Source organism: Mesorhizobium sp. M4B.F.Ca.ET.203.01.1.1, from assembly GCF_004791025.1.
Classification (GTDB): Bacteria; Pseudomonadota; Alphaproteobacteria; order Rhizobiales; family Rhizobiaceae; genus Mesorhizobium; species Mesorhizobium abyssinicae.
In genome coordinates this window covers 72226-84926 of the sequence record NZ_SRUO01000023.1, presented here as the reverse complement: position 1 = coordinate 84926, position 12701 = coordinate 72226, and the positions used below count along the sequence as shown (strand labels likewise).

Annotated in this window: 9 protein-coding genes and 5 pseudogenes; 4 read left to right on the top strand and 10 right to left on the bottom strand. The window is 57.5% G+C overall.

Annotated elements, in window-relative coordinates:
- Positions 1–563: 563 nt before the first annotated feature.
- A pseudogene (locus EN846_RS31130) lies at positions 564–1973 on the top strand (IS66 family transposase); the annotation flags it as partial.
- Between the two features lie 156 nt (positions 1974–2129).
- Here the strand turns inward: EN846_RS31130 and EN846_RS36145 are convergent.
- The 5 genes and pseudogenes from EN846_RS36145 to EN846_RS31110 form a co-directional block, all read right to left on the bottom strand.
- Positions 2130–2411, bottom strand: a pseudogene (locus EN846_RS36145) (transposase); the annotation flags it as partial.
- Positions 2412–2639: 228 nt separating this feature from the next.
- Positions 2640–3476 (bottom strand): hypothetical protein, encoded by an 837-nt coding sequence (locus EN846_RS31125; RefSeq protein WP_127240465.1) that lies wholly within the window; start codon positions 3474–3476, stop codon positions 2640–2642.
- Entirely contained in the window at positions 3469–4725 is a 1257-nt protein-coding gene (ectB, locus tag EN846_RS31120; protein ID WP_127240466.1) for a diaminobutyrate--2-oxoglutarate transaminase, read from the bottom strand. Before ectB ends, EN846_RS31125 begins: the two co-directional genes overlap by 8 nt.
- Positions 4726–5785: 1060 nt before the next feature.
- Positions 5786–6502, bottom strand: coding sequence for an SPASM domain-containing protein (locus EN846_RS31115; RefSeq protein WP_245494477.1), 717 nt, complete (start codon positions 6500–6502; stop codon positions 5786–5788).
- Positions 6503–6852: 350 nt separating this feature from the next.
- Positions 6853–6957, bottom strand: a pseudogene (locus tag EN846_RS31110) (aminocyclopropane-1-carboxylate deaminase/D-cysteine desulfhydrase family protein); the annotation flags it as partial.
- Positions 6958–7263: 306 nt separating this feature from the next.
- Here EN846_RS31110 and EN846_RS31105 point away from each other — a divergent pair.
- A pseudogene (locus EN846_RS31105) lies at positions 7264–7440 on the top strand (IS256 family transposase); the annotation flags it as partial.
- A gap of 16 nt (positions 7441–7456) precedes the next feature.
- Here EN846_RS31105 and EN846_RS31100 read toward each other — a convergent pair.
- Positions 7457–8206, bottom strand: coding sequence for a LuxR family transcriptional regulator (locus EN846_RS31100; RefSeq protein WP_127240467.1), 750 nt, complete (start codon positions 8204–8206; stop codon positions 7457–7459).
- 684 nt (positions 8207–8890) lie between these two features.
- Here EN846_RS31100 and EN846_RS31095 point away from each other — a divergent pair.
- Positions 8891–10693 (top strand): ABC transporter ATP-binding protein, encoded by a 1803-nt coding sequence (locus EN846_RS31095; protein WP_127283847.1) that lies wholly within the window; start codon positions 8891–8893, stop codon positions 10691–10693.
- Positions 10694–11124: 431 nt separating this feature from the next.
- Positions 11125–11222 (top strand): annotated as a pseudogene (locus EN846_RS35635) (7-cyano-7-deazaguanine synthase); the annotation flags it as partial.
- Here the strand turns inward: EN846_RS35635 and EN846_RS31085 are convergent.
- The 4 genes from EN846_RS31085 to EN846_RS31070 form a co-directional block, all read right to left on the bottom strand.
- On the bottom strand, positions 11222–11392 hold the full coding sequence (locus EN846_RS31085) for an exopolysaccharide production repressor protein (RefSeq protein ID WP_245494478.1): 171 nt from the start codon (positions 11390–11392) through the stop codon (positions 11222–11224). The pseudogene EN846_RS35635 and the gene EN846_RS31085 overlap by 1 nt on opposite strands.
- Positions 11393–11474: 82 nt before the next feature.
- Entirely contained in the window at positions 11475–11792 is a 318-nt protein-coding gene (fdxB, locus tag EN846_RS31080; RefSeq protein ID WP_189523725.1) for a ferredoxin III, nif-specific, read from the bottom strand.
- Positions 11789–11878, bottom strand: a complete 90-nt coding sequence (locus EN846_RS36140) for a hypothetical protein (protein ID WP_245518757.1) — start codon at positions 11876–11878, stop codon at positions 11789–11791. Before EN846_RS36140 ends, fdxB begins: the two co-directional genes overlap by 4 nt.
- A gap of 157 nt (positions 11879–12035) precedes the next feature.
- Positions 12036–12479: a DUF269 domain-containing protein gene (locus EN846_RS31070; RefSeq protein WP_127287320.1), complete on the bottom strand. Its 444-nt coding sequence runs from the start codon at positions 12477–12479 to the stop codon at positions 12036–12038.
- Positions 12480–12701 lie beyond the last annotated feature (222 nt).

Sequence of the window (12701 nt, the reverse complement as noted above, 5' to 3'; positions counted from 1 at the left end):
GCCCGTCGGGTGCAAAAGGTTTGTGCCAAGAAAATAGGAAGGGAGCGCTCGCCTGTGCCAAGACATTATCGAACAAAGGACGCGATGTTCAAACGCTTCACCACGACGATCACGACCAATGCGTCGGCATCTTGTCGACTTCACCCGCAGCCTATAACTTCGCCGGGAGCGGGTCTGTTCAACCTGGACGACGTGTCGAATTATCTCTCGCCGGCAATTCGCAGACTACTTACGGAGCGGTTCGCCGACCTGCGCCGGAACAGCGTATCAGCGATGTGACGAGGCAGTTCACTGCGATCGCAGATCGAGAATATGTTGCCCGCCGGCCCATGGCGGGAATCAAAGCATTGGGAGCCACGGCTGGCGGCCGTCGGCAGCGGGCGCCAGTTCAAGAAGGCTCCGCGACCTGGCCGCATGGCCGGTTTTGCAAAGCTCGGGAATACTGAAACGGTGGATCAGCCGTAAGAGGGCTTCGTGCTCCTAACCACTTATTGTGAGCGGCGTGCGCGGATCTCTTGTAAGCGCGAATTTCCCCGCACCTTTTGCTGTTGAGTGCTCTGATGCATGACCGCCTCTTCAATGAAGCCGAACAGGCCGCGGATAAGGACGCCGCCGATAACGAAGATGGCGATGTCGTTGCCCTGCCGGACACGGGCTTTCCGGCGACCGAAGGGGCGACGGGAAAGAAGCGCGGCCGCAAGGCCTTGCCGGAAAACCTGCCGCGCGAGCGCGTCGAGTATGACCTTCCCGACGACTAGAAGGCTTGTCCTTGCTGCCGTCACCAGATGCATCGCATGGGCGAGGCCGTTACCGAGCAACTTCATATCGAGGTGAAGGCGAAGGTTTTGCAGAATGTGCGGTTCAAATATACTTGCCGCCCTTGTGACCGTACCAGCTTCAACACGCCGGTCGTGACCGCCGATGCCCGCACAACCCTTGCCGGGCAGCATCGCTACGGCTTCGACGCTGGCCTTCGCGCTCGTTCACAATACGTCTACGGCACGCCGCTCTATCGCCTGGCGCACGCCTTCGAGCGCGCGGGTGTTCCTGTCAGCCGTGGCGCTCTGGGCCACTGGGTGATCGGCTCGAGCGAAAAGCATCTCTCCCGCATCTATGACGCCCTGAAGCTGCGGCTCAGATCGCAGCCCCTCATCCATGGCGACGAGACGACTGTTCAGGTCCTGAAGGAAAAGGATTGAGAGGCCGCCAGCACCTCATACATGTGGGAATACCGGAGCGGCGAGGACAGTGACGAGCCTATCGTGCTGCTCGATTATCAACCGGGCCGCCGCCAGATACACCCGCAGACCTTCTTGGGCGATTACCGCGGCATAGTGATGAGTGATGGCTATTCCGCTTGGCGCACGCTGGAAGGGGCAACGCATCTTGGATGCATGGGCCGTTCGAGGCGGCGCTTCGTCGATGCCCTAAAGGCGAGGAAGAAAGGCGGCGGCCCGCCGGAACAGGCGCTCCGGTTCTTCGAACAGCTCTATCGGGTTGAAAGGCAGGCGCGGAACGAAATCCCCGATGACGGCGAGAAGCGAGATCACTGCATTCGCCGCTTCCGCCAGCAACATAGTGTCCCCATCCTCCTGCTCTCAAGGCATGGCTCGACGAGATCGCCCCAAAAGTCTTGCCGGACAGCAAGCTCGGCGACGCCGTCTCCTACACCCTGAACCAATGGGGGTATCTGACTCGTTACATCGAGGACGGCAGCATGCCGTTCGACAATAATCTTCTCGAGCGTGACATCAGAATCTTTGCCGCTGGCCGGAAAAGTTGGCTGTTCAGCGATACCGTCGACGGAGGCAGGGCCAGCGCCGTCATCTACAGCCTGATGTTGACCTGCCGCGCCTGTGGCGTCGAGCCGTTAGCGTGGCTGCGCCACGTCCTCACGAATGCCTCAACGCAACGAGGACGCTGATATCTACGATCTGCTGCCCTTCAACTTCGCCAAATCAACAGCAGCCTGATCAGACCAGATACCGTTCCCAATTCGAAAGCCATCCGTCGAAAGCGCTGGCGTCAAGGTGCGAGGAAAATAGCGCTTACGATCTCTTCATGGCATGGTAGCAACCGCGGTCCACTCGAGAGGCCGAATACATTTATGCAAGTGGAAATGTCATTTGCGACATCGCGAATCTCGCATTAGCGGGGCAGACCATACATTCCCTTCCCAAAAATCCGTCAAAAAGGCTAGCACCGCGAAATTGCTTTAGCCGTGTGTTCTCATCCTCCAGAGCGTTCACTGGCCGAGCTCGGAGACATCCAGCCCACCGAAGCGGGCCTTTCAGTGTAAATCGAGGCGCCGCTGACCCCTTGCTTGCGGCACAGATCGGCTACCGACACCCGGCCTCATGTTCCTTCAAAACTCCGATGATGTGCTCTTCAGACAAGCGGCTACGCTCCATGTCCTGGTGCTCCAAGATGGATGGCCAGAGCGAACTTCAACCCGGATTAGATCACAGGGGCAAGGTCACAGGCCCAAGACCTCAAAGGCCTCACGACCTACGAGTTCATCTGCAAGGAATGGGCTTCCCGGCCAGATGTCCCGAAGGGCCTGTGACGGTCGCGTCCCGTATGGCGCGGTTGATGACTTTACAATCGGGGAATACAGTGGGTCGCTGTCGGCAGCCTCGTCAGGTCCACCAGAGAACAAGATCCGGCCGAGCAAACCCGAAAAAGCTATTCAGCACCAAACGCTTTCCACTTCCTGATTGACCGGTAACCCCGTGAACGAAACCGCCATCGATTAGGGCGATATCGCCGGTTTTGAGCTGGAACTCGCGATAAGGAACCGCCTCAAGATAGGTTGCCGAATAAGGATAGCCAGTGGTCTCCACACCTTGCGCTATCCGGTCCGCAACTGTCGGCTTATGGCTCCAGAGGCGCAGATTGCCACCACCCTCGGCTATGCTGGGATAGAAATTGAGCGCTGCGACAGTGTTGTGCGCCACCGAAGAAATCTCGTAATCGTTGCCGGCACATAGGACTTGAGCGACGTCGTCGTGGGGGTCCAAGGAAAATGTGCCGCTGCCTGACCAACTGAGAGCGCGACAGACATTGGCCTGACCGTGTTCTGAACGGGCCAGCCTCAATTCAATGCCCTTGTTGTGAAGCTCTCGCTTTAACGCGCCGAATATTGCTCGGACCGGGTCAACCAAATTCTCAAAAAGGGCCTCGACGTGCGGTCGCGCCTTTTCGGCGTCTGCGAAATAGCTGGCTGAATCCTTCCTGTAGTGTGATGCGCCGACATATTGTCCGGGCACACCATCGTTACGCTCCTTGAGACCGGCACTACCAACAAAGTTCGTGGTGATCTTCTCGGCTACTTCGGTGCTGAAAGCTTGCTTGATGTGCAGAGCGGTGAGCTCACCTTTCAGGACCGAGATGATCTCCGCAGTGTTGATCGAGCCGATCCGTTCTCTGATTGAAACAGGGGAGATGGCTGGCAATTGAGATGTCTGGCTAGGCATTGTCTTGCTCCTGCAGTGCGTGATCAAGGATGGTGATGCCAAGATCAAGTTCGGCATCGGAGATGGTTATCGGCGGGAGAACTTTGATAACGTCGCGATTTGGCCCTGAGGATTCGATAAGAAGGCCTTTTTCGAACGCGACATCGTGCACGCGGCCGACAACTGCCGGTGAACGGCATTTCAGGCCGGCCATCAGACCGCGGCCGCGCTTCTGTTCGATGTATCTTGGAAATTTCGCAACGAGGCGATCGAGGTGCGTTTGCAGCCTGACGGCTGTCCGCTCGACACCTGCGGTAAATTTCCTATCCGACCACATCTTGCACATGGCTCCTGCCGTCACGAAGGCGAAATTGTTGCCTCTGAAGGTCCCGCTATGTTCTCCGGGCTTCCATATGTCCAAGTCGGGTCGAATCAGGACGATGGACAATGGACTACCTGAACCGCTTAGGGACTTGGAAAGACACACAATATCCGGTTCGATTTTCGCAGACTCGAATGAGAAGAAATCGCCAGTTCGGCCCGCACCCGCCTGGATGTCGTCGACGATAAAAACAATGCCGTGCGTACGGCAAATGCACTGAATTTCCGTGAGCCAAGCTGCGGATGCGGCGTTCATGCCGCCTTCTGCCTGGATGGTCTCCAGAATGATTGCGGCAGGCTTTTCTATTCCGCTCCCCGGGTCGCTCAAAACGCAGTCGATGTAACTGGCGGAATCGAAAGCTTGGCTCGGATAGCCGTCATAGGGAACACGGATCACATCGTGGCGAGCAACGCCTCCCAGTTCCCTGGTTGAGGCCGAGCCCGACACCGCTAGAGAGCCGAGCGACATGCCGTGGAACGCATTCGTAAAGGCCATGACGCTCGAGCGGCCGGTGTATTTTCGCGCCAGCGCCAGAGCCGCTTCGTTGGCGTTCGTGCCGGTCGGCCCAGGAAACTGAATCTTGTACGAAAGGCCTCTGGCTTTCAGGATCCAATCCACGAACCCTTCAATGAAGTCACGCTTTGCCGCCGTATGCATATCAAGCGACAGAAGAATGTTCTCACCGACGAGATATTCAATCGCCGGCGCCATGATATCCGGATTGTTGTGCCCGTAGTTGAGTGCGCCGGAACCCACCAGGAAATCGATAAAGGGCTTACCCGTCTCGTCCCAGATCGTCGCCCCAAGGGCCTTCGTAAAGACGGTAGGGAACGCCCGGCAATAACGACGAACGTTGGACTCATGGGCCGTGAAAGGGTCGGTATTCATATTGGGTCCTCTGCACATAGGTCGTTCAAAGAAGAGAGCTGTTTAATGGCTAGTGGTTTGCGGTAGATGTTCGTCATCTAACATTGAAGCAGAATGCCGGAGGAAGCTTTGGTTGGTCTGGTGATGCCGGGATCCTCATCGAGTATTGTTGGGTTGCGTTGCCCTCCATTCGGATGCCTTCGCAGAATGTGCTGCAACAAGATGGCTTCTAAAGCTTCCGCGAAAGCACCGATACTACGAGATCGGGTAGTTGACGTACCCACCCATCGCCTACCCAAAGCGACTCCGGACAATGAATGAGTCCAAGGACGATTAGCAGGGTCGCGTCGCCAGAGGTTGTGTAGCTCGGCGGCAGCGAAGCCGCTCGCGAGCGCGCCCCCCCAATAGCGCCGTAGCGAGCGAGCGGCTTCGCGGCGGTCATCAATATTCGCCGTTCAACCTCGGGCTGCGGACACCAACCTGATTCAAGAAACTATTTGATGACCGATGACACAGCGAAAGCCGCGCTCTCTTGGAGAAGACTGCGGATTCCGATCTCTTGCGCGAGATGATTGGCCCGAGCCGCCGGATCAAGAGGGCGGGGCCGTGGGCGCCCTTGACGGAAGGCCCGTTCGTAGGCCAGGCGGAAGCAACCGGGAGACGCGCTGGCGAAGGGCCGCATCGGTTTAGAGAACGTCCACTACCGCGACGGCAACCATCCCCGGCCGCAGCTGGGGCTGCTGCCTTCAGGCGAGTCGAAAAGGAGATCGTCCGGGAGGGTGAAGGCGTTGACGAGGTGGCCGTGAGTAAGCAATCGAGCGCTGATCGGGATCGACGAACGCTGTTTCCGTCCGACCGAGGTTGACCTGTGATCGGCGTTACCTCAAGGCAGGCAGGCCGATAAGCTCGGTTGGAAGGCGAAGACCACTTTCGATGAGCTCGTCTCCGAAATGCTCGAGGCCCACTGCCGCGCCTACGGGATCATGCTGGCGTAACGTGAAAACACGATGGCGTCGCGGGCAGGTGCATTTGTCGTGGGGCCATCCGCATTGCTAGGCTCGCCGTCTCGGCCGGCATCCACTCAGGTCCGGTCGTTTGGGTCGGCGAATTCACACATCCTGCAAAGCAGAAAACCATCCGCTCCATTCATGCGGTCGACGATTTCGCGAAAAACGGGCTTTTCAAACAGAGCGGAGTAACCCTCATATAAAAGGTTGCCCAATACGTGACGCCGTTCAAAATCCATGGAGCATAGGGTAACGTCGCCGTTTGGAAGAAGAACATTCCGATACTGTCGTTCGTCCACGCAGGTTAGGGCTCCGACCACTGGCTGGCGTGGTGCAACGATCTTAGGGTCCACGCTTCCACCCCTACTGCTCATGGGCCGCGCTTTTATCAGTGCTTTGGTAGGAATAATGTCGGCTATATCTGGGTGGGGCTCGCCCAAAGCCACGAACCGGATCAAGGGGATATCCGCGTCGACGAGTTGACGAACCAGATCGCGATACTTGTCTCCGACAAGGCGGCTGTTCATGTAGGTGCCATCATCGAAAACATGAACCACGAATACGCCTAAGCGCAAAGCTTGCAATCGTTGCAGGTCCTGCCCGTTCATTCCCACCAGCGTCGTAAAAATCCTGATGCCATGGCCTTTGGCGAAGGCGTGCTCCACCATTTCGGTGCAGTCCGGATTGAGCCAAGGTTCGGAGTATCCCGCAAAACCAATGCCGACGGAAGTCGGTACGCGGGCCAGACACCGCTTGAAATCTTCAAGACCCAGATGACTCGCATGAGACACTTTTCTTTGCCGGACCGCGAACTTGTCCTGGGGACAATATGAACATCCTACGACACATCCCGTGGTCGTCGTTATCTCCAAAACCCTGCCGGCTGTGTTTGCTGAGCGAAGTTCCGGCAAAATCACTGGTGACAACTCCCATCTACTTACGTCGAAGCGCCACGATGGTGTGCCTTTGGCTTTCTGGCACCGCCTGCTGATCTACTGAGGCAACGCGGCCATCTACCCTTTTGGCAGCCTAGCCGCCCGGTTCGCCGATTTGCCGGGCCGACTCTTCACAAACTTCGAGCGCGTCGGACCAGAGACAGCATTGCATCTTTCGAGGCATCACTCGCTCCGGAGATGTAGCCTCAACCGTTGATCGCTGGCCCGTCGCCGAGATGCGGGCACAGCACCCTCGAACCCGCCGGAAAGAAGCCTTTCTGGATCAGGTCGATCATCCCTTGCATCGACCGAGTTGCATGTTCTCATGCGGGTCAGCCCTCACCCTATATTGCCGCACCTCGACCAGCAAAGGCCGTGCCAGTGCGCCTGGCGCGCAGTTACTGCGTGATAGGCCTCGAAAAGCCCGACAGGCCCAAGACGCTCCGCTGTTTTGAACCCGACATGTTTTCTGACGGCTGTCAGATTTTGGACACACATCACTCATGCGTCAGTCGGTTAAGACGGAATGGCGTGCTGAGTTCTGCAAATTCGCTGAGAGTGGGCGGTCATGACAGGGTGGTGCTCAACGTCACCGATTCCCTGGAAGGAACGCCGCCATGATCAAGACAGAAAGTAAGACCGCCAGCGCTGCCGTCAAAGACATTCTGCTTTGGAACCCGGATAGATTGAACGAGGTGATCCGCGCGGTGGCCGAGATGGACGAGGCGCTGGGTGCTTCGAAGAGCGAGCGCACGCCGGAGCGTCTCGGCTATCACGCGCGCTACTACGGGCGGAGAACTAGCTGCGCACCTACGGCGGTTCGATAATCCCAAGTTTCAAAGCTTTTACAACAGCTACCGTTCTGCTGGTCGCATCCAACTTCCGCATTACATTTTTTAAATGGAAATCTATCGTATTTCGTGATCTGCCTAAAATAGTTCCTATTTCCCATGACGATTTTCCTTTCGACACCCAATAAATGCACTCTATTTCTCTCGGAGAGAGGTTATGAATTTGCTCCGGTTCAGTCGGAGTGCCGAGCTTCGCAACCCTCAGATGAAACTGTAGCGCGGCCATTTGCAGGTAGGTGATCGTTCTATTTAGCAATTCGCAGTCTGAGGATTGGGCAAAACTCATAAACCTAAAGCTGTCAGCAGGGCCATGTAATGGGATGGTAACGCCTGACCTCAAGCCGAATGTTGCTGCTTCGTCCAAGACGCGGCGTCCATCTTCAGTTATGCTTTCATCGGTATACACCTCGCTCCATCGAAAGGCCCCTGCCTCCTTTCGACCTTTCTTGATGAGTGGGTCTATTTTGGCATAGCCCATTCTCGAGTAGCGCTCCTGCCATTCGGCAGGATAATTCCACATCACCACAGAATCCTGTCGGTTCGGCTTGAAAACCCTCTGTTTTGATGCGAGCGGGCCATAGGCAATCCACGGGCAATCGAACTTCCGCGCAAACGCGGACAACAGTTCGAACAACTGTTCGGATTGAGCGATACCGTCAGTCATGTCGAGGAACAGACCTAACTCGAGCTCAATCCGCGGGAGTTCCACGATCTCTCCTTCAGTTGCGTCCTCAGGTGCACAGCTCCAACCCAGCATCGCAACATGCGTAGTACGGGAATCGACAGCCGGAGTTTCTTCCGCCACCTAAAGACGTAGGATCAAGAGTCGTGCCACCTTGCGAGCGGAGCTTTCTTCAGGTTGTAAACCGACTGGAGCGAGGTACCCAGGAGGCGAACCGAACAGCACTGTGTCGGGGAGCGCACAAATCCGACAGTCGAGCATTCGATTGACGGAATATGGGCAGGAAAGTATTCGCGGCGCGTTTTTGAAATCAGCACCTAAGCCCCGGGCACGTGAAGCTGCGTTGCAACTGTACTCATTTGATCGAGACAACGTGATGCACCAGGTGATGATCGCCAAACACGCTTAAAGCGTAAAGAAGAACCATTTACATCGATAGCATCGGCCCTTCTTTTCCAATCTTCCCCCGAGTTGGGGAAGCCATAGCAATCGTATTCGACTGGATCGCGGCTGACTTTGTCCAGGCTCGGCAACCTGCTGAATTTGTCCTTCGGCTGTTCCCGCTCAGTTGGCACGACTTTTGAACCTCACATCGTGAGGCGCCAGGAGCTGCCCGCCAAAATTGATGCTGTTGTGGGGGAGGTCGAAAATTCCAGTTTTGTCATTTAACTTCTTTGGGACCGAGCGTGTTGATGCGCCCGCTTGGAAACTATGAAACGTTTCCCCGTCCATCAGCGCGGCGCCAATTCCCGCGATGTTTTCACCTTCACTGTCCGCCACTGGTGCAGGCAGCCGGTGCGGCTCGCGATCATCATGGCCGCGATGCTCGCCTCCACGCTCGCTGACGTGCTGATGCCGGTCTTTTCGGGTCGTCTCATCGATGCTGTTGCAGGTGGCGCTGCTGTGGCAGCACCAGCCTGGCATTCGGCCCTTTCAGCCTTCTCTGTACCGATTGCACTTGCGCTCGCTGCCATTGCCATGCGCCACATCGCCTTCATTGGCCTGAACGACCTTTTGCTGAAGATGATGTCCGATGTCGCGAACGAAGCGTTCTATCATGTCCAGCGCTTTTCGACAGACTGGCATGCGAACAGCTTCGCCGGCTCGACAGTGCGCAAGATAACGCGCGGCATGGGGGCGCTCGACCCCCTAAACAGCACAGTATTGGTCGCGCTGTTCCCGTCCTTTATCATCTTGGTAGGTTCGACGGCGCTGCTCGGCTGGCACTGGCTGGTCATGGGCGTGATCTTTGCTTGCGGCTCGCTCATCTACCTTGCCTTTACGATTTCGCTGTCGCTCGGCTATATCGCGCCAGCGGCGAGCCTTGCTAACAGTTGGGACACAAGGCTCGGAGGCGCGCTTGCGGATGCGGTCAGTTGCAACGCTGTGGTCAAAGCCTTCGGTGCAGAGATCCGCGAAGACGAGCGCCTAGCAAATATCATGACCAAATGGCGGCACCGCACGCGCCGGAGTTGGGTGCGGGTAACGATCATCGGCTCAACCCAAGGCGTCACTTTGGTTGCGCTCAGGGTAGCGGCGATCGGATATGCCTTGCTTCTGTGGTCGCATGGACAGGCAACGCCGGGCGAGATTGCCTATGTTCTCACCTCCTTCGTCGTCTTACAGGGCTATCTGCGTGATGCTGGCATGCATGTACGCAACGTGCAACGCTCGGTTAATGATATGGAAGAACTGGTGGCCATCCACAATCAGCAGCTGGATGTTGCGGATCGTCCAGAGGCCAAGCCGATCCGGATCACGACGGGCCGCATCGATTTCCAGAACGTCCACTTCCGCTACGCCAACCATCCCCTGCCGATCTATAGCCAATGTTCGCTGTCGATTGAGGCTGGCGAAAGGGTTGGGTTGGTTGGACCCTCCGGTTCCGGCAAGTCAACATTCGTGAAGCTCATCCAGAGACTCTACGACCTGAGCGGCGGCCGGATCCTGATAGACGGCCAGGACGTCTCCGAGGTGACCCAAGAGTCGCTCCGTTCGCAGATCGCGATCGTGCAGCAGGAGCCTATCCTGTTTCACAGGTCGCTTGCCGAGAACATCGCCTATGGCCGGCCTGGCGCGAGCCAGGCCGAGATCGAGCAAGCGGCACGGCTGGCCAGTGCGCACGACTTCATCGCGTCCCTGCCGAAGGGCTATGGGACATTGGTCGGCGAAAGGGGTTTGAAGCTCTCCGGCGGCGAGCGCCAGCGCGTGGCGATCGCGCGCGCCTTCCTGGCGAACGCGCCGATCCTTATTCTGGACGAGGCCACATCGAGCCTCGATTCGGAATCCGAGGTGCTCATTCAACAAGCGGTGGATCGGTTGATGGTGGGTCGAACCACACTCGTCATCGCACACCGGCTGTCGACCGTCCGCTCGCTCGATCGGCTGCTCGTATTCGATCGTGGCCGCATCATGGAGGACGGCGATCATGCCGCGCTGATCGATCTCGATGGTGGCATTTACCGCCGCCTGTTCGAACGGCAGGCGTTGGAACTAGCGAAGGGCCTGGCCTGATCGCTAAACCGGCTTGCGCGATGCGCCGAGCCGTTGCCGGAGAGGGGTGTGGCAGTGACGAGCGGCGGCGTTAGACCGGCAAAACCAGCACGGCCGGAACTGTCCGCCAAACAGGCGAGCGGGAATGCACCACGTCTAAGCTTCGGCGAATGGGCAGTTACACGCGGGCACCGAATTGTCGCGCCTAACGGCGCACGCACCAAAAGGGCGGGAATGTCGACGGCCCGGGAAGTGTGCGGCCCTCGCCGTTACCCACATTTCGCCAAACGAAGCGAAGTCAACGCACAGGCCGGCTGGGAGCCCTGTCGCTGGCCCAACCTACCGCACGCCGGCCATGTCAACGGTTCAAAGTCCCTTCGGTTCGCAAAGTCGTCCCCTCGGAGACCCGGAAGCGCAGGAGCTCCGACCGCAGTCTTCGCTCAACTCTCGCCATCTGCTCCGGGGGATTGGATTCCGTTCCCTTGCTAGCACAGTGGCAGCTGAGCACGAACTCGCCGGCCTCGTGTCTTTCGATTACGGCCAACGGGCTTAGGAAGAAAGTGGTTTCGCCGGCCCTCTGCGGAGCGAATGAACAGTTCTACAGATCATCGACTCCGCGAAAAAGAGCACGCTGCCGAAATAGCAGGCCTGAAGCAGCAGCGAACAGGCCAGCGTCGTGACGACTGCCAGGCGGAGCGAATCCAAAGCGAAGTAAACCATCGACGCATTGCTGCACAGGAGCAGCCCTACGAGCCGACAAAAAGATATGAAGTGCACGCCGTTCCCCTGGTTTTTCGCCAGATCATGTTGCGAGCTCGTCGGCCGCAACATGCGTCTGGCAGTTCTTGGGGCAGACGCGGCCGCAGGCTCCGCAGCCGATGCAGCGGCCGGCATCATCGACAACCATGATCATGCGATTGAGCTTGCCGTCGAAATCGTCGTCCTCGTCATCGCAGCGACCGAGGATTTCACCCGCATCATCGACGCCGTGAAGATGCATCACATCGCGCGAGCAGACCTTGAAACAACGGCAGCAGCCGATGCAGGTCTTGCTATCGATGGAGGTCAGGTACGACGGCATCCAAATGGAGCCGTCACGGGTGGTGAATGTGCGCATCATCCTAAATTCTTCATTGAAGCGAGTTCTCTCTTGGCAACATCCAACTCGGCATAAACGGCTTGGGTTTTCTCGGCGACGTCCTGTATGTCGGCCCACTTGCCCGGCAGACCTCAACAAGGTCCTGCAATGCCATCTTGGCAATAGCTGCACGCAACTGGAGTTTTCGGACTTTTTCCTCATCTTATCTAGGTCTGACATAGATCCTTCCTGGAACAATGGTTTCTTGATGCGCGCCATCTCGGGCTACGCTTCAATGGCTGCAGTCGCATCGTCGACCAGTTTCGTACCGGCCTCAGCCAGTTTGCGGAAAGTCTCGAAGCCGAACCGGTGGACGTCTCGATAGAACGACCAACCCCCGGAAGCCCCCACGGGTTTCATTCCAATTATTGGCGACGTCGACACGCCGGAGCGCTCCTCAATCGCAAGCGCCACGGCGGTGTAAAACATGTCGAGCCTCCACAGCGCGTCAGGATCGGGATCGCCGCCAAAGGGTATCGCACGTTGCCGTTGCTTGGTGATGATGAACTCGCCCAGCAGCTCGGCATCCGACTGGCCTTCCCATAAGCCGAAGGAATCCTGAGTACGGATGAGCCGCAGGAGGCATTTGACGAACGGGGAAGCAAGGGCTTCTTCGTCATTGTTGACAGCAGGGCCAACCGGTTCATGAGGAATTTCGTTGTTCGTCATTTCAGTCTTCGTCTTCGAGGGACGATTTCCTTTTCCTGCGATGCCCACTCCGGGTCCGCTTGCGTGGCCGACGAATGGCTTGGGCGGGCCAACCCCAAGAGTGCCCCGTGGCCGACCTCGACATGTCCACGAGTGCGAGACCTACGGCGCGAATTCGCGGCGCACATCGTCTGCGCCGCGATCCGACCGGTGGTCAACGCAATTGAAATCCAACCTGCCGCA